Origin of the sequence: Aquimarina sp. U1-2, assembly GCF_017897595.1 — a bacterium.
Lineage (GTDB): Bacteria > Bacteroidota > Bacteroidia > Flavobacteriales > Flavobacteriaceae > Aquimarina.
Window position 1 is genome coordinate 219,800 of sequence record NZ_JAGKIK010000005.1, and the last position, 17,737, is coordinate 237,536.

At 34.4% G+C, this 17,737-nt stretch carries 15 protein-coding genes; 7 read left to right on the top strand and 8 right to left on the bottom strand.

Going from position 1 to position 17,737, the window contains the following annotated elements:
- The first annotated feature begins 119 nt into the window (after window positions 1–119).
- The 4 genes from dnaB (at window position 120) to J8281_RS09065 (ending at window position 5,303) form a co-directional block, all read left to right on the top strand.
- Complete coding sequence (gene dnaB / locus J8281_RS09050; protein ID WP_210197288.1) at window positions 120–1,664, top strand: replicative DNA helicase; 1,545 nt, start codon at window positions 120–122, stop codon at window positions 1,662–1,664.
- A 115-nt stretch (window positions 1,665–1,779) separates the two neighbouring features.
- Window positions 1,780–2,964, top strand: coding sequence for an asparagine synthetase B (locus J8281_RS09055; protein ID WP_210197365.1), 1,185 nt, complete (start codon window positions 1,780–1,782; stop codon window positions 2,962–2,964).
- Between the two features lie 74 nt (window positions 2,965–3,038).
- Window positions 3,039–4,160, top strand: coding sequence for an alanine--glyoxylate aminotransferase family protein (locus tag J8281_RS09060; protein ID WP_210197289.1), 1,122 nt, complete (start codon window positions 3,039–3,041; stop codon window positions 4,158–4,160).
- A 390-nt stretch (window positions 4,161–4,550) separates the two neighbouring features.
- On the top strand, window positions 4,551–5,303 hold the full coding sequence (locus J8281_RS09065) for a hypothetical protein (RefSeq protein WP_210197290.1): 753 nt from the start codon (window positions 4,551–4,553) through the stop codon (window positions 5,301–5,303).
- On the opposite strand, the gene J8281_RS09070 is transcribed toward J8281_RS09065, so the two are convergent.
- On the bottom strand, window positions 5,288–6,343 hold the full coding sequence (locus tag J8281_RS09070; RefSeq protein WP_246849048.1) for a DUF3810 domain-containing protein: 1,056 nt from the start codon (window positions 6,341–6,343) through the stop codon (window positions 5,288–5,290). The two genes, J8281_RS09065 and J8281_RS09070, sit on opposite strands and share 16 nt — an antisense overlap.
- 123 nt (window positions 6,344–6,466) lie before the next feature.
- On the opposite strand from J8281_RS09070, the gene J8281_RS09075 reads away from it, so the two are divergent.
- Window positions 6,467–7,927 carry an aminoacyl-histidine dipeptidase gene (locus J8281_RS09075; RefSeq protein WP_210197292.1) on the top strand — a complete coding sequence of 487 codons (1,461 nt, stop codon included), beginning with the start codon at window positions 6,467–6,469 and terminating at the stop codon, window positions 7,925–7,927.
- Window positions 7,928–8,233: 306 nt separating this feature from the next.
- Here J8281_RS09075 and J8281_RS09080 read toward each other — a convergent pair whose 3' ends face one another.
- Genes J8281_RS09080 through J8281_RS09090 form a run of 3 tightly spaced genes read right to left on the bottom strand, consistent with a single transcriptional unit; the run spans window position 8,234 to window position 10,938 of the window.
- Window positions 8,234–9,370: a peptidylprolyl isomerase gene (locus J8281_RS09080; RefSeq protein ID WP_210197293.1), complete on the bottom strand. Its 1,137-nt coding sequence runs from the start codon at window positions 9,368–9,370 to the stop codon at window positions 8,234–8,236.
- A gap of 12 nt (window positions 9,371–9,382) precedes the next feature.
- Entirely contained in the window at window positions 9,383–9,934 is a 552-nt protein-coding gene (gene gldI, locus J8281_RS09085) for a gliding motility-associated peptidyl-prolyl isomerase GldI (RefSeq protein ID WP_210197294.1), read from the bottom strand.
- Complete coding sequence (locus J8281_RS09090; protein WP_210197295.1) at window positions 9,931–10,938, bottom strand: bifunctional oligoribonuclease/PAP phosphatase NrnA; 1,008 nt, start codon at window positions 10,936–10,938, stop codon at window positions 9,931–9,933. Before J8281_RS09090 ends, gldI begins: the two co-directional genes overlap by 4 nt.
- Before the next feature lie 120 nt (window positions 10,939–11,058).
- On the opposite strand from J8281_RS09090, the gene J8281_RS09095 reads away from it, so the two are divergent.
- Together J8281_RS09095 and J8281_RS09100 are read left to right on the top strand one after the other, a co-directional pair.
- Complete coding sequence (locus J8281_RS09095; RefSeq protein WP_246849049.1) at window positions 11,059–12,183, top strand: alkaline phosphatase D family protein; 1,125 nt, start codon at window positions 11,059–11,061, stop codon at window positions 12,181–12,183.
- Between the two features lie 260 nt (window positions 12,184–12,443).
- Window positions 12,444–12,863: a nucleoside-diphosphate kinase gene (locus tag J8281_RS09100; protein ID WP_210197296.1), complete on the top strand. Its 420-nt coding sequence runs from the start codon at window positions 12,444–12,446 to the stop codon at window positions 12,861–12,863.
- Window positions 12,864–13,166: 303 nt separating this feature from the next.
- On the opposite strand, the gene J8281_RS09105 is transcribed toward J8281_RS09100, so the two are convergent.
- The 4 genes from J8281_RS09105 to J8281_RS09120 form a co-directional block, all read right to left on the bottom strand.
- Complete coding sequence (locus tag J8281_RS09105; protein WP_210197297.1) at window positions 13,167–15,719, bottom strand: TonB-dependent receptor plug domain-containing protein; 2,553 nt, start codon at window positions 15,717–15,719, stop codon at window positions 13,167–13,169.
- A 7-nt stretch (window positions 15,720–15,726) separates the two neighbouring features.
- Window positions 15,727–16,632 carry a FecR family protein gene (locus J8281_RS09110; RefSeq protein ID WP_210197298.1) on the bottom strand — a complete coding sequence of 302 codons (906 nt, stop codon included), beginning with the start codon at window positions 16,630–16,632 and terminating at the stop codon, window positions 15,727–15,729.
- Window positions 16,633–16,761: 129 nt separating this feature from the next.
- Complete coding sequence (locus J8281_RS09115) at window positions 16,762–17,121, bottom strand: four helix bundle protein (protein ID WP_210197299.1); 360 nt, start codon at window positions 17,119–17,121, stop codon at window positions 16,762–16,764.
- A gap of 76 nt (window positions 17,122–17,197) precedes the next feature.
- Complete coding sequence (locus tag J8281_RS09120; protein ID WP_256437882.1) at window positions 17,198–17,716, bottom strand: RNA polymerase sigma factor; 519 nt, start codon at window positions 17,714–17,716, stop codon at window positions 17,198–17,200.
- Window positions 17,717–17,737: the final 21 nt, after the last annotated feature.

The window sequence follows — 17,737 nt, forward strand, 5'->3', positions numbered from 1 at the left end:
TTTTTTATGCTTATTAACAATAATAATTACTTATCAACAGTTCATTTGTTAAAGACTGGTGAACATTCGTATCTTTACAAGTAGGGCTATCTCTTTACAATTTTTTTACATTCGTAGTCATGGAAAAAGTACAGCAAGCACAGCAAATTAATTACGGTCGGGGGAACGTAATACCGCTGGAAAAAGGAAAAATACCTCCTCAAGCAGTTGATTTAGAGGAGGTTGTGCTTGGGGCAATGATGATAGATAAAAAGGGAGTTGACGAAATTATTGATATTTTAAACCCCGATGTTTTTTATCGGGAGGCGCATCAATACATCTTCGAAGCGATATATAAACTCTTCGAAAACTCTGAACCTATCGACTTATTAACGGTTTCGAGCCAGCTTAAAAAAGATTCGAGGCTAGAATTAGCAGGAGGGGATTATTATTTAATCCAGCTTACCCAAAAGGTAGCCTCTTCGGCACATATTGAATTTCATGCACGTATCATTCTTCAAAAATATATTCAACGTAGTTTGATCAAAATATCGAATGAAATTATAGAAGAATCATACGACGAAACTACAGACGTTTTTGATTTGCTCGATATGGCAGAATCAAGATTGTATGAAGTTACGCAAGGGAACATTAAAAGATCGACTGAAACTGCTCAGAGTTTAGTCATCCAGGCAAAAAAGAAAATACAGGAGATATCAAACAAAGAAGGTTTAAGTGGAATCCCGTCTGGCTTCGATAAGCTAGACAAACTAACTTCGGGTTGGCAGCCAAGTGACTTGATTATTGTGGCTGCCCGTCCGGGTATGGGTAAAACCGCTTTAACGCTATCTATGGCTAGAAATATGGCCGTTGGTCAAAATATCCCTGTAGCTTTCTTTTCTCTCGAAATGTCTTCGGTACAGCTGATTACCAGATTGATTTCTTCTGAAACAGGATTGTCTTCGGAAAAATTGCGTACAGGAAAATTAGAAAAACACGAATGGGAACAGCTTAATGTTAAGGTAAAAGATCTAGAAAAGGCACCCTTGTTTATTGACGATACGCCTTCATTATCTATTTTTGATCTTCGTGCCAAAGCGCGTCGATTATCTTCTCAACACGGTATCAAAATGATTGTGATCGATTATTTGCAATTAATGACTGCCGGTGGTACAGGTAAAAACGGAAATCGTGAACAGGAAATCTCAACCATTTCGCGAAACTTAAAGGCACTCGCCAAAGAACTTAACGTTCCTGTTATTGCACTTTCCCAGCTTTCTCGTGCCGTAGAAACTCGTGGAGGGAGTAAACGTCCCTTGCTAAGTGACCTTCGGGAATCTGGAGCGATAGAACAAGATGCAGATATTGTTTCATTCATTTATCGACCAGAATATTATAAGATTGACGAGTGGGATGATGAAGAAAGGTCACCCACACAGGGCCAGGGAGAATTTATTGTGGCCAAACACCGTAACGGAGGACTTGAGAATATTAGGTTAAAATTTATTGGTCACTTAGGTAAATTTGATAACTTAGATGATTTTAGTACCCCATTTGAGTTTCACTCAAAAATGAATGAAGATGAGCAGGAAGAACCTTTTAATACAGGTCATCTACCTAGCGCCGATGAAGCTTTTGGGAGTAGTATAAATGACTCTAATGATGATGACGAAGTTCCTTTCTAACCTATTCTTATGGATAACCGATATTAGGTTTCATAACCGGTTTAAATTTTTGGTATGTAGTATTTTCCTTGTCGGAAGTATGATCCCATCTTATGCATCTTATATTCTGATTCCGATGGATGCAGAAGAACAACAAAATCATTTAAAAGCATACGGTATTACCTATTGGACGTTGAGTAACGATCTTAAAGTGAAGTGGTTATTGAATTATAGAGGAGGATCATTTCTATTACCAGATACCGAAAATATTCGTAATGAGTGCACCATTCGCGGAGTCACATATGAAACCATTAGTGATGCAAAAACTGCCCAGATTTTAGGAGAAATTAGTAGTCCTTCTCAAAATATGGAAGCTGTAATTCTTGAAAAAGCTCCCAAAATAGCGGTATATTCTCCCAAAGGGAATCAGCCTTGGGATGATGCAGTGACTATGGTATTGACCTTTGCTGAAATTCCTTATGAAACTGTATATGATAAAGAGGTATTAGAAGATAATCTTATTTTATATGACTGGTTGCACCTACATCATGAGGATTTTACAGGGCAGTATGGTAAGTTTTATGCTTCATATCGTGCTGCTCCCTGGTATATTCGAGAAAAAGCCGCTGCAGAAAAACAAGCCACCGATCTTGGTTATTCTAAAGTATCTCAGCAAAAACTGGCTGTAGCCTTAAAAATAAGGGATTATGTAGTGGGTGGTGGATTTATGTTTGCCATGTGTAGTGCTACCGATAGTTTTGAGATTGCTCTTTCTGCAGAGGGTGTAGATATTTGCGAACCTATGTTTGATGGTGATCCCAGCGAGCCAGGATATCAATCTAAAATAGATTATAACAAGACGTTTGCGTTTAAAAACTTTACCTTAGAGCGTAGTCCTAACGTGTATGAGTTTTCATCCATAGATATGACGCGAACACGACGCATTCCTAAAACAACGGATTATTTTACGTTAATGGATTTTTCTGCAAAATGGGATCCTGTTCCCACGATGCTCTGTCAAAATCATACTGCTTTGGTCAAAGGATTCATGGGGCAGACAACGGCATACAATCCTAATGAAATTAAATCTAATATTCTTATCCTGGGCGAAAATAAAACGAATGGAGAGGCTCGATATATTCACGGAATTAAAGGTAAGGGTTTCTTTACGTTTTATGGAGGGCACGATCCTGAAGATTATACCCATAGAGTTGGAGACCCTAAAACCGAATTGGAGTTGCACCCTAATTCTCCCGGGTACCGTTTGATTCTTAATAATGTTCTCTTTCCGGCAGCGAAAAAGAAAAAACAAAAAACTTGAAGTATTGGTGTAAGGAGTAATCCGTTTGTTATTCAATATTTAAATTTAGCTATAGTCGAAAAATAACTTTCAATATGTACAATGAACTCAAAACGAGCAATAGAATTTTAATGGGTCCTGGACCTTCTGATGCTCATCCAAGAGTACTAAAAGCCATGGCGACACCCCTGATAGGTCATCTCGATCCAGAGTTTGTGACGATTATGGATGAGGTGAAAATGATGGTTCAGCAAACATTTCTGACCAAAAATCATTTGACTTTTGTGGTTTCGGCACCGGGAAGCGCCGGAATGGAAACATGTTTGGTAAATTTGATAGAGCCTGGTGATGAGGTAATTATTTGTATTAACGGTGTTTTTGGAGGGAGAATGGTCGACATTGCCGAAAGATGTGGTGCTATTGTACATAAAATAGAAAAGAAATGGGGTGCTGTAGTTACTACAGAAGATGTTAAAAAAGCCTTAGATCATTGCCCTAAACCTAAGATGTTGGCTTTGGTACATGCAGAGACTTCTACAGGAGCGCTACAGCCTTTAGAAGATATTAGCAATATGATACATAATGCCGGTGGTTTGTTCATGGTGGATGCGGTTACATCATACTGCGGAGTACCACTAAAAGTAGATGAATGGGGAATAGATGCGATATATACAGGAACGCAAAAGTGTTTAAGTGCACCCCCGGGTCTGTCACCAGTAAGTTTTTCTGATAGGGCAGTTAAAGCGTTAGAAAACAGAAAAACAAAAGTACAAAGTTGGTTCCTGGATCTTACCTTAGTTAAAAATTATTGGGGAGGTGCAAAACGTGCATACCATCATACTGCACCCGTATCTTCAGTCTTTGCGTTACGAGAATCATTGCGAATCGTTCTGGAAGAAGGTTTAGAAAATCGATGGAAACGACATCAAGATGTACATCAAGTTTTAAAAGAGAAATTAGAAAACTTAGGTTTTACCTATTTAGTAGATGAGCAATATAGATTACCAAACTTGAATTCGGTGTTTTTACCAGAGGAAAATGATGAAGCTTTGATACGAAATAAGTTGTTAAAAGATTATAATATTGAAGTAGGCGGTGGGTTAGGCGCCTTTGCTGGTAAAATCTGGCGAATTGGAATTATGGGAGAAAGCTGTACTTTAAATCATGTAAATTTACTTGTTAGTGCTCTCGAGGATATAAAAGAGTTTAAACGGTAATTGAATATCCGCTATACATCATAAAATTAACTTTAATGTCTGGTCGCAGTCGAGACCTGATTTAGCCCGGTTTATGCATTAGAATTTCGTTATGAGGGTTGAAAATGCCATAAAACCAAGTGTTTTCTAAGTTTCAGCATAGCACCGCTACGGTGACACTTAAAAATATAACGTAGTGCTTGGTTTTGCAGCAGTTTAAAGCCGTAATAGATTTTCTAATGCATAAAGCGGGTTTAGAGCTCGTTGGGTTTACTAACCTCTTGACTGCGTTCGAGGAGACAGTGCGATATGATGGATTACGGATGTTCATAAACGGTTATACCGCTATAATATCTTCTCTATTAATGCACTAGGGTTAACTGTTAATTAGTATTTTTTTAACAATTTGTTATGGATAAGTTTTATAACATTGAACTTATCAAAATTAATATACAAATGAGTTTTAATACGTACATCAAATTCTTTTTTCTTTTATCATTTTTAATTAGCGCTACAAGTCATAGTCAAACTACTGAAGATGATGAGATTAACAGAGCTCAAAACATAGGACTTAATGATAACGACCAATTTATAATGCTTACTGGTTTTGTTCGCCCTATTTCTAAAAAGGTGAATGAAAATAAAATTAAGGGGAGTAAGTATTATGAGGAAGATTATAAAATAGCTGCTATTTATGATAACGATAAAATGTTGCATAGATCTGTGGTGAAATTCAATGCATTTAATGATGAAATTGAGGTAAAATCAGACAACGATTCTTATGCTTTATTGAAAAAAAATACTATTAAAGTAGTGTTGGATAATTATCAATATGAATTCTTAGAAAACGAGGGATATTTTCTGGTTTTTAATAAGGATAAGAAAACCTCTTTACTACTAAAAGCAAAGAAGAAGATTAGAGAGGGAGAAGAGGCAGCATCAACCTATGGACAATCTACACCAACTGCATTTGTCAACGATTATGAATATTACATTAGAACCAAAGACGGAAAACTCAGCAAGATCAAATTAAAAAAGAAAGATATTGTTAACGTACTGAAAGATAAAAAGGATAAACTAGAAGAGTTTGCTTCAGAAAAAAAGCTAAACTTTAAAAAAGAAAAAGATGTAGTTAAAATTATTAATTATTATAACACTTTATAATTTTTACTCTTATAATAATTAACAATAAGTGCTACAACATAGCTATAAGTTTCCATTCCGTCAGGTTGGTTATTAGCTTTTAAGTAACTATCATATGTACTTTTAAAAACTGGTTCTAAAGGGTTCTTGTAAGATTTCCAAAATTCATTTACCTCATAATAATTTTTTCGTATTCCCGGTCGAAGTTCTTCTATAGCACATATGGCTTTTTCTTGATTACGAAGATAAAGATCATTTAGACAAAATTTTAAAGCAAAAGTCACACCACTGTAATTGAAGTAGATATCATCGAAGTGAATGGTAGTTAGCGCTGCAAGAAAATTGGCTTCATTTTCTTTAGCAAAACCTAGTTGATGTGCTATTTCGTGACAACTAGTAGATGGAGCCTTGTAATTTAAGATCAAGTCATTTACCTGAGCTTCATTAGTGATAGGATTCAGATATCCACTAAAACCCATGTATGTAAGCGGAATACTAAATAGAGAAGTTTTTATACTTTTAGGATTGTATTTTAATGTAGGAAGAATGCTATCTAGATGATCATAGGCAGGTATAGTTTTAGAAAATACTTCTCGTTTTGAGTATGGAATACGAACAGGTAAAGAATCATTTATTTCTAATCGGGCATGTAAATGATTGGCCTCGCTAATTAACACTTCAGTAATGCAAATCAGTTCTTCTTCAGTGTACTCATCATCTACATTTAAAATTTCGTGCATAGGGAGCCTATAATAATTTATACCCCAAAGCAAGTGAAAACAGGCATAAATAACCGATAAGGTTGCTACAATATCCAACATTATGTCTTTCCATGAGGTCTCTTTTTTGATTACTTTTTTCAATACAAATCGAACAAACATGATGATAAGCACGAAATACATAACGTCACCAAAAGAAAATGGAATCCATCCAAAAACAAAACGTAGTGCTTTTGATATGTAGACATACATACCATTGCTATAAAAAGATTCTATAAATTCTGGGAATAGGGACAGGATTTTAACTAATACTACCTGTATAGGTAATAGTAGCGCAAGCATTAGTTTTGTATTTTGACGCATTAAAAAGGTATTATTTCTGATAGATAAAACTACAACTTTAATGGTTTATTTGATTTAAGATTATCTTAATATAGTACCTTTGCAAAAATTATGACGCTTACTATGAACTCAGAAATACGTAATCTCTCGCCAAAAACACTTTGGAATAAATTTGCAGACCTTAATGCAGTTCCCAGACCTTCGAAAAAAGAAGAGCGGGTCATTAAATTTATAACAGATTTTGGAAATTCATTAGGCCTTCAAACTCAAATCGACAAGGTGGGTAATGTATTGATTAAAAAGCCAGCAACTCCAGGAATGACAGATCGTAAAACTATTGTTATGCAATCACATTTAGACATGGTTCATCAAAAGAATGCAAATACCAATTTTGACTTTGACTCTCAAGGGATCGCTATGTTTGTGGATGGAGATTGGGTAAAAGCCAAAGGAACTACTTTGGGAGCCGATAATGGGTTAGGAGTAGCCACCATAATGGCAATTTTGGAGTCAGATGATATTGTACACCCCGCTATAGAAGCACTTTTTACCATCGACGAAGAAACCGGCATGACAGGTGCTATGGGGTTAGAAAAAGGATGGTTACAAGGAGAGATATTGTTAAATCTTGATACTGAAGAAGATGATGAAATAGGAGTTGGATGTGCAGGAGGCATAGATGTTACTGCTAAATGTTCTTATCAATCAGAAAGCGTTCGTGAAGGTAAAACGGCATATACTATCTCGGTTACAGGACTAAATGGTGGACATTCGGGAATGGATATTCACAAGGGACTAGGAAATGCAAATAAATTAATGAATCGCTTGTTGTTTGGAGGTTATGAAAAATTTGGTCTTCGAATACATCATTTAAAAGGAGGAAGTCTAAGAAATGCTATTCCACGGGAGAGCTTTGCAACTGTTGTGGTAGACAGTAATCGTTCTGAAGCATTTTCCGAAGAAATGAGAACCTTGTTTACAACTATTAAGACCGAATTTTCTATAGTGGAACCCGATCTAAGCATAGAACTCCAATCTACAGAACTTCCAGATGTGGTGATGGAGGCAGATGTACAGGAGCAAGTTATAAAAGCCTTGTATGCTGCACACAATGGAGTATACACTATGAGTGCATCTATTCCTGATTTGGTAGAAACTTCAAACAATATCGCCAAAGTAACTATCAGTGACGGCGAAGTAGTCGTAGCATGCCTTACTCGAAGTAGCGTAGCGTCATCGAAACAAGATATGGTGAATCAACTACGCGCTACATTCGAACTTATTGGCTGTGAAGTGACAACTAGCGGTGAATATCCGGGTTGGGCTCCTAATATGAGTTCTCCAATTTTAAAGGTGCTCGATCGCATATATCAAAAATTGAACGGACAAAAAGCACATATTGCAGCTTGCCACGCCGGCCTGGAATGCGGAATTTTAGGACAGCATTATCCCGATATGGATATGATTTCTTTTGGACCTACCATTTTGGGTGCCCATTCGCCAGATGAACGGGCAAGTATCTCTTCGGTTCAAAAGTACTGGAAGTTTGTAAAAGAGATTTTAAAAGAAATCCCGAAAAAATAATACCATATCTACTATAAAATAATACAAATTTTCTTGTTTATTTTCCCTGCTACTTCATTGAAAAATAATTCTGTAGCTATGGCTATGCAATAATTTTACGGCTTCGAAGGAGAGAAAAGCAACTTCGCATCTTTTATGTCATTTTATAGCAGATTTGGTATAATACCAAAATCAAGATAGTCCAATCTGCTTATTTATATTTTCTGAATGTGACTAATGAATCAAAAAAAAGCATCTCTGGATGGAGATGCTTTCTGTAAGATAGTTTATATATTTCTAGTGACTGTGACCATCATCTTTTGAATGTCATTGAGAATCACTAGTAGCACTAGTAGCACCTTGGATATCCATTATTTCTAATTCAAAAATTAGATCTGAATTGGGAGAAATTGGTCCTGCGCCTCGCTCACCATACCCTAAATGAGAAGGAATAAATAAAATAGCTCTGTCACCCACATTTTTCATTTCCAAAACTCCTTCTCTAAAACCAGGGATCATTTGAGCATCAGGTGAGTAAGGCATAGGAATTGGCGCGTAAGGTCTTCTAGGATTTAGAATATCAAACGCTTTCGCTTTGTCTTCATAACTCGTATCGAACATCGTACCATCTCCCAGGTAGCCTTCATAATTTATTAGAATATTATCTCCTACTTTAAGTTTTTCACCGTTACCTTTTGTGATAAAATGAATCTGAAGTCCGCTATCTAGCTTGGTCGCTTTTTCTTTCAACTCAGCATATTTAGCAGCTATTTTTTCATTTCTCTCTTTAGCCAAACGTTCTTTTTCGGCTTTTTCGGCTTCTACAATTTTAAGTTTTTCTGTGAATTCTTTTTCGGTATCAAAAGATTTGGCATCAGATCCTTTACGAATAATATTTACCTCTGTCATTTTAATTTCGCTTTCTGGCTTATCGCGTTCTCCTGTTTTTGTAGTACCTATACTATCAATAACATCTTGACCTTTAACGATTTCTCCAAAAACAGTATGTTTTCCATCTAACCAAGGCGTTTCTTTCAGTGTAATAAAAAACTGACTACCATTAGTTCCTGGTCCAGAGTTGGCCATAGAAAGAATTCCTTTTGATTTATGCGTTAAGGAGTCTACAATCTCATCTGGGAATTTGTACCCAGGGTCACCTGTACCTGTTCCCATAGGGTCTCCGGTTTGAATCATAAAATCTTTGATCACCCTATGAAAGATAATACCGTCGTAGTATTTTTTTCCTAGATATGAACTATCGACCATCGTATTTGTGCCTTCAGCAAGAGAAACAAAGTTAGCTACCGTCATTGGTGTTTCTTTATAAAATAGTTCTGCTATAGCGACTCCTTTGTTCGTTTTAATTTCGGCATACATACCGTCTTCAAGCTCAGGATATTTTTCGTTACAGCTAGCGATTACAAGTGTGATAAAGGCTAAGAATAAAAGATTTAGTTTTTTCATTTGTACTATTAATTAATTTTCTGTTGTTGATTCTTTTGTAATGGTATTAAGTGTTACTTTTGTTTTTAACGGAATATTTGTTCCAATCTTATGATCATCTCCATAATATCCATAAGCTTGATACGATGGAAATAAAAAAGTTACGGTCTCTCCGGCCTTCATCAATTTTAATCCTTCTCTGAGTCCTAGGAACAGTTCTTCCTTATCAATATAATAGGTAACAGTATCTAATTCTTTTTTGGTGTAAATTACGTTATTGTTCAGATCTTGCACGGTATAATTAAACGTCACAATATCACCAAATTTTGGTGTTCTTGTAGCCAGTGTGTCTTGCACGTTGTAGAAATACCAAAATCCCCCTTTGGAAGTTATATACGAATTTGTGGAATCTTGTTCTATAATTTTTTGAATTCTAGCTTCCTCTTTTGCAGCAAGTTGCTTATTTCTATGAATTGATTCATCAATAAAAGATCCGGATTTTACACCCACAGGTCTTCTTGCTTCAGGAGTTTTGCAAGATATCGATAACAGTAATGAACAGCATATAGCAAGAAATATTCTCATTGATTTAAGAGCTTTTTATACGAAGGTAAGATACTAATAAATTTATCAACAGTATCGGGTAATGAAAGATTACTTCTTCCGCCGGCTGCATTGTGATGTCCTCCACCTTCAAAATGATTTCTGGAAAACTCATTAACAGAGAAGTCACCTTTTGACCGTAATGATATTTTAATAATTTTTTCTTTCTTATTTTCAATGAAGATTGCAGCAAACTTTATCCCCTGAATAGATAGTCCTATATTTACAAAACCTTCTGTATCGCCTTTCTTAAATTTATAGTGATCCAATTCTTTTTGCGACATAGTAATATACGCAGTATGATATTCAGGAAGCACCTTTAAGTTGTTAAGAGCAACACCTTTTAACTGAAGCCTTGATAATGTATTTGTATCGTATACATTCTCATGGATTTTCGTATTATCGGCGCCCAGATCAATAAGATGGGCAAGAACCTGATGCGTTTTACTAGTGGTCGATCGAAACCTAAACGACCCTGTATCTGTCATGATCCCCACATAAATACAGGTTGCAATTTGTGGGGTGACTTTTTGTAAATGGTTTAACTGTTCGATAAAATGATACACCATTTGACAAGTCGAACTCATACCAACGTCACTATAGGTATATTTGGCATAGTCATCGGGTTGTTGATGATGATCTATCATGATAAATGTTGCATTAGCTTTATTCAATTTATCTTCCATATCCCCACTACGTGATAGATGATTAAAATCGAGTGTAAAAATTAACTCAGCCTTATCTATCGCAGCTATCGCATTTTTATGATCGGTATTGTATTTTAATACCAAATCTTCTCCTGGTATCCATTTCAAAAAGTCTGGATATTCGTTTGGCGTTACCACTACAGCATCATGACCAAGTGCAACTAGATAATGATATAATGCTAAAGAAGACCCTATAGCATCTCCATCTGGGTTCTTGTGTGTGGTGATCACAATTTGCCTGGGAGCACTTAAAAGTTCTTTAATTTCTTTGATATTCATAAGGGAGCGAATATACAAAAAGCCAATCTAGTCCCAAAACAAGAAGCAACAATCGTTAATAAGGATTTAATATTTTGATAATATAATAAACTGTATTTTTAAAGCTTTAACGCTACAAACATGCAAAGAAGTAAACTACCTCGGGACAAGCCCACGAGGCATTCGTTGAAAACAATTTTTCAATTTCGAGGCAAGCCTAGGGGGATTATACCCTTTGCCGGTGCCAATAAAATAGTTTTTGTGCTCATTTTTCTATCCTACTTTAACTATGGTCAAATGCCAGAAACAAGACGCGATAGTGACTTCGTTATTGCCTTTGGTAGTTGTAATAGACAAGATCATCCTCAACCTTTTTGGGAAGAAATAGTAAAAAATAATCCGGATCTGTTTATTTGGGGAGGAGATAATATTTATGCAGATACAAACGATATGTCAAAAATGAGCCAATATTACACGTTGCAACAAAATAATAAGGGGTATGAAAAATTAAAAAATAGTACTACGGTGATGGCTACTTGGGACGATCACGATTATGGTAAAAATGATGCCGGAGAAGAATGGGAAATGAAACAGGAGAGTCAGCAATTATTTTTAGACTTTATTGGAATAGGCAAAAGTGATTCAAGGAGACAACAAGAAGGAATATACACGTCTAGAATTTTTGAGATTGAAAAAGGTACTATCAAAGTAATTGTATTAGATACTCGATATTTTAGGTCTCCTTTAATAAAAAATGAAGTAAAGGGCAGACGATATAATCATAATAACGACCCTAAAAGCACAGTTTTAGGCGAAACACAGTGGAAATGGTTAGAAAACGAATTAGAAAATAATTTTTCTGACTTTATTGTCATTGTAAGTAGCATTCAATTTTTATCATCAGAGCATGGTTTTGAGACTTGGGGTAATTTTCCGCACGAAGTGAAAAGACTCAAAAAATTATTAGTAGATAAGGCGGTAAGAAATGCAATAATTTTGAGTGGTGATAGGCATCTGTCAGAGTTTTCTACCACCAAAATAAAAGGTCTTAAGTACCCTTTAATCGATTTTACCTCGAGCGGATTAACCCATGCGTATACATCGTACAACGGAGAATCAAATAAATATAGAGTAGGTAAAGTCATTGCTCAGCCCAGTTTTGGACTTCTAAAATTTGATTTGGATAGCTATACAGTAACAATGGAAATGAGAGGGAATAACAACATCGTACTTCAAAAATATAGTAAGCAATATCCTAAAAACTGACTTTTTTACCTCAATTGCGGTATTTGACACACTTTCTTATTATAATTCTTGCTTTTGATCCTTTTATGGCTAATTTTGCACAAATTTTCTAAATGAACTGATGTAAACTTTTTTGATTTAGGCAGGACCGACCGATAGGAAGGTGTCGGATGATGAGATTGCAAAACAGCATTTTTTAACAAATTGAAAAAAGTTTACATCAGTTCAATAATTAATACAGAAATTCACACATTTCTTTAAGAAATAAATATTAAAAGACAATGGCAACAAACAGAACTTTTACAATGCTTAAGCCGGATGCGGTGAGAAAAGGATATATCGGGGCTATCCTCGAGCAAATTACAGCGTCTGGTTTCAGAATTGTAGCAATGAAACTTACACAACTTACTACGGCTGATGCCAAAGAATTTTATGCAGTTCATAAAGAGCGTCCATTTTACGGTGAGTTAGTCGATTATATGACGAGTGGTCCTATTGTTGCGGCTATTTTAGAAAAGGAGAATGCCGTAGAAGATTTTAGAACTTTGATAGGGGCTACAAACCCAGAGGAAGCTGCAGAAGGTACAATTCGTAAAAAATTTGCTACCTCTATTAGTGAAAATGCGGTTCATGGAAGTGATAGCGACGAAAATGCTGCTATCGAAGGTGCGTTTCATTTCTCTGGAAGAGAGCAATTTTAAAAAAGTTTAGATCACAATATTTTAAGGGAGGTTGTTAAAAAAGTAAAGCTAATTGTTAAAGTGATTTGCTTTGAGCAGAAGGGTAATTCGTTTTTGAGTAACTTAAATCAAAAAAAATCCTTCGTTTCTTGCAGAATCACAGCTTTCAGACAGTCTCTTTTCTCATTTGCTAATAGATTGGTGTAAGTTAGTATAGCAGCGCACGTTAATTATGAGACTTGTTTTGGCTTGTACAAAATCGTCTTAAGTTAACAGAAATTTGTATTTCAACACTTCAAAATTCAGTTGTTTTTCTAATAGAAGTCACCAGAAAATTCTAAAGCTAAGGTTTGGTGTGATACCGAGTGAAATTATATTAGCATCAATAAATTGATTGTTTAAAGAGTTTGTAGTTCTAAACTCTCTGTTTAAAATGTTTTTTCTGTCGTATAGATTAAGCACAGAAATCCCAAGTCGATATTTGATACTTGACGTAGATCCAATCGTAAAATCATATATAGCAGAGAAATCTAGCCTATGATAAATCGGCAAATTAGCACTGTTTATAGCATCATATTCTAGAAGTACGATTTCATTTCCGTTATCAACCTGAGTAACATTGGTAAACGCTTTTCCTGTATGCCAAAACCAGCCTAAGGAGAATTGAAAATTTTTGATGCGGTAAAAATGAGACCATTTTACTGTATGCTCGATATTCCAGTTACCAGGAAAAAATTCATTATTATTAATGTTTTTAAATTTGTTTCGAGTATTAATGTATGAGTAGCTTATCCATGTTTTATAGTTAAGAAATCTTTTTTTTAAGAATACGTCAAAACCATAAATTTTGCTCTCTCCATTTTGGTATGTGTTATTTATAGGATTTATGAACCCCGCGGTTAAAGAGGTTACATCATCTATTTGCTTAAAATAGCCACCTATATCAAAATACCACTTATTTTTTTTAAAACTACTTCCAAACGTATACTGATAGCTCGAAATGATAGGGAATTGATCATTATTTGCAAGTGTCCATACCTGATTTTCTAGAGAAAGATCACTTATTACAGATTCTTGTATTTGACTTGTTGCCTGACTTCGGTATTCAACACTAGTATTAATTTCCCAATATGTACTTATATGTTTCTGAAGAAAAATTCTTGGTTCTACAAAAGATTGACTCAGTTCTTGGTAATGATTCATTCTTAGTCCTACAGATATATAGAAATTTTTAGGATCTTCAAATTGATATTCACTGTAAAATGAGTGGGTATTTAAATAACTATCATTTTCGTCTAAAATCAACTCATACGACGGAGTGGTAGTTACAAAGGCATACCGGGTATTGTTGTTAGAATATTGATATCCTAAAGATAGTTTTTGGTATAAAGACATTTGATACTTCAAATGCAATTCTCCCCCATAATCACGAACATAATTTTTTTTGTGTTCTGTAGAAGTTTTTACATCATTATCTCTGGTTATAAATTGATAATTTAAAATATATTTGGTGTAATATGAATGCATATGTAAAGAGACTTTGTCTGAAAAAATACTATTCCACCTTATATTATATCCTTCATTTTTAGTAACAAGATTATCGTTAAATGACTCGTTATCATCATTTTGTCTAAAATCAAGATCGTTAGTGCCGTAAATCGTATTAATTTCTATTTTTTGATACTCTGAAGGCTGAATTAGAAGATTGGCATTGTAGTCTGCATAGAAAAATTCTTTTTTTTCGTTGTTAAAATTCACAGAATCGACGATTTTTGTATTTTGAAAAACACGATCAGATAATTGGTTATAGGTAAAGGTTTCAAATACATCGGTATATGATCTTCTGCCAGATACCTGAAGCGAAACTTTATCTTTAATGATAGGAGTATGTACTACTGCATCGGCATTAATCATATTGATACCGGCACCACCAGTAAAACGATCAGCAATTTCGTTTTCTGAGGTTATATTTACAACACCTGCAATTCTATCACCATATCTGGCACTCACACCGCTCTTATAAAAATTTACATTTTTGGCTACATAAGGATTGAATGAAGACAACATTCCGAAAAAATGTGCCTGTTGGTAAGTTTTAATACCGTTCCACAATACTAAATTTTGATGTGGTGTGCTACCTCTTACAAACAATCCCGAAGCCGTTTCATAAGGATTATTTACTCCTGGGGTAAGTTGTACACTTTGCAAAATATCTGGTTCTGTTCTTCCGGGCAAGACTTCTACATCTTTTAAATTTACATCGATTATTTTTTTATTTTGAGAAATTCCTTTGGCTAAATATTCCTCAATTAAAACTTCATCCAGTAGCTCTTCTTCTGCCGGGATTAGGTACATCTTTGCACAGTTATTAAATAAAAATGATTTCGAATTCAGAACTTTCTGTCTAAAATCGGGAGCGCTTATGAGTATAATCGAATTGTAAGGAACTTCAGAATATTCAAAATAACCATTTTTATCTGTAGTGGTATTACTGCGAGTAGACTTGAAAAAAATTCGTATATCTTTAAGTGGCTTTTTGTTTTTATCAAGAATATAACCGCAAACAAAAATTTTATCGCTTTTATTAAAAGAGCGAATACTAATAAAATTGTTCCCTGTAAAATTAAATTTTAGACTTGTTTTCAGTTCGAGTTCTTTAACTAGTTGTTTTATAGATGTCTCAGGGTCTATAGTAATAGATATTTTGTGATGGTCTAATAATGAATCTATGTAAGAGAATTTTACATCATATTGCTTTTCAACAATTTGAATAACCTCAAACAACGATGTGTTTTCTAACACGATTGTATTTGTATTCTTTTGAGAAAAAACAGATAAATTGAATAAAAAAATAAAAGCACACAAAAATCGTATCATGCCGTGGCTACTTTTTAAGTACAACGGTTTTTCTATCTTGAGATATGGTATATTCGATACCTAAAGTATTGCAAACGGTTCTAAGAGCTACCTGTAGATTATTATTTGGAAATGTCCCTGTAAACGTATGTTTATTTAATTTTACATTATCATCGACTATTATAATATTGTACTGTTCTTCAAGTTCAGCAAAAACATATTGTATAGGGATATTTTTAAATGAACTTGTATTGGTTAACCAAGAAGGGATTGATGTGCTGAATTTCCATTTTTCTGAATTTTTATCAAGGCGTCTAAAGGCTATTCCTGCACTTAATATTGTATGCTCTTTATGACTAGCGACACTTACTTTACCTTCAAAACAATGAACCTGAAACAAAGATTTTTGAGAATGTACACTAAATTGTGTTCCAAGTACCGAAACTTCACCATTGGCAGTAGTTACTGTAAATTTACTGCCTTTTTGCACCTTAAAAAATGCTTCGCCTTCTAAAGTAATATTGCGTTGAGTATCCCAATTGCTTTCATCAAAACTAGCAGTAGATTTTGCATTAAGTGTCATTTCTGATCCATCAGGAAGTGTAACTGTTAGTGTTTCACCATAATTTGTATGGTAAGATATGTCAGGCGTAAACAAGAATAGACCAAAAATTATAACAATCGAAGCCGCCGCAGCAACAAAAGGCCACAATTTAATCGTAGAACTTGATTTCTTAAAATTACGTTTCGATTTAAGATCGGCGAGTTCCTTTTCAATATCATACTGCTTAGGATGCAGGGCATCAACTCCAGTTATAATTTTTTTATAGTGTGTATATTCTGGATGAGAGCGAAATTCATTAAGCTCTTTTTCAGAAAGTTCACCATTGATCCATCTAGATAAGAATATGTCGTCTTTTTTGTCGTCTAGCATAATCAAGTTCTTATAGTATTATAACGTTTTAATGTTCAACTACCCTACCTATGGTTTATTTTTTTTTGATTCAAGTATTATAGTCTATAGCTCATAGTCAATAGATCATGGTACATTAATTATTTAAATTTAATTCTTAATTAAAGTTTTTCTTAATGTTTGAATCATTTTAATAATTTCAGTTAGTTTATTGTAGAAAATATTGAACTGATTGTGATCAATTAAGTTTCTTCTTTTAGCCAAATATAAGCAACTTACAACTTCAATTGCTGAACGTAGAGCTATGCCTAAAAATCTATTAAATTCTTTATTTGTTTGTCCTGTCGATCCTTCTGCAATATTGAGAGAAATGGAATCTGTAGTTCTTTTTATTTGAGAAGTTAATATATAAACTTCTTCTTTTGGAAAACTAATCGTTAACTCATGAATGTCACCAGAAAGGTCAATAGACTTTTGCCATACTTTTAGTTTTTCAAATTTAAAACCCATGTAGTTCTTTCTCTTTTATAAGCGCTATATTAAAACACCAACCATCGACTATGGACTACCCGAACATTGACTACAATCAAATATTCCCAATCGTCTTCCTAAGCGTAGCCAATGCCTTATGCATCAATTTTTCTATAGCTTTGACAGAAACATTGGATATTTCTGCTATTTCTTTATATGTTTTTTTATCTATTCGGCTCAATAAAAAAACTTCTCTTTGTCTTTCAGGTAATTCTGCTATAGCTTGTTTTAACTTTTGCATATATTCTTTTTCTAGCGCAATAAATTCAGGAGATTCATTAGTAATGCCAGTGTTACGATGTAGAATATAATCTTTATAATTAAATTTTACTTTTTCATGACGTGCACGACTAATTCCTAAATTTGTAGCAACAGTGTAAACATAACTTTTGGCTTTATCGAGATGTACTTTTGAGCAATTTTTCCATAATTTGATAAAGGCATCCTGAACAATATCTTCAGCCTGATCAAGATTTCCAAACTTGTAATATAGGTAATTTCTCAAAAGTTTAGCATGACTTCTGAAAAAATGATCAAATACCTTTTCATTACAAGTAGAATCTTTTTCGTCCAAAATTAGATGTATAATACAGCG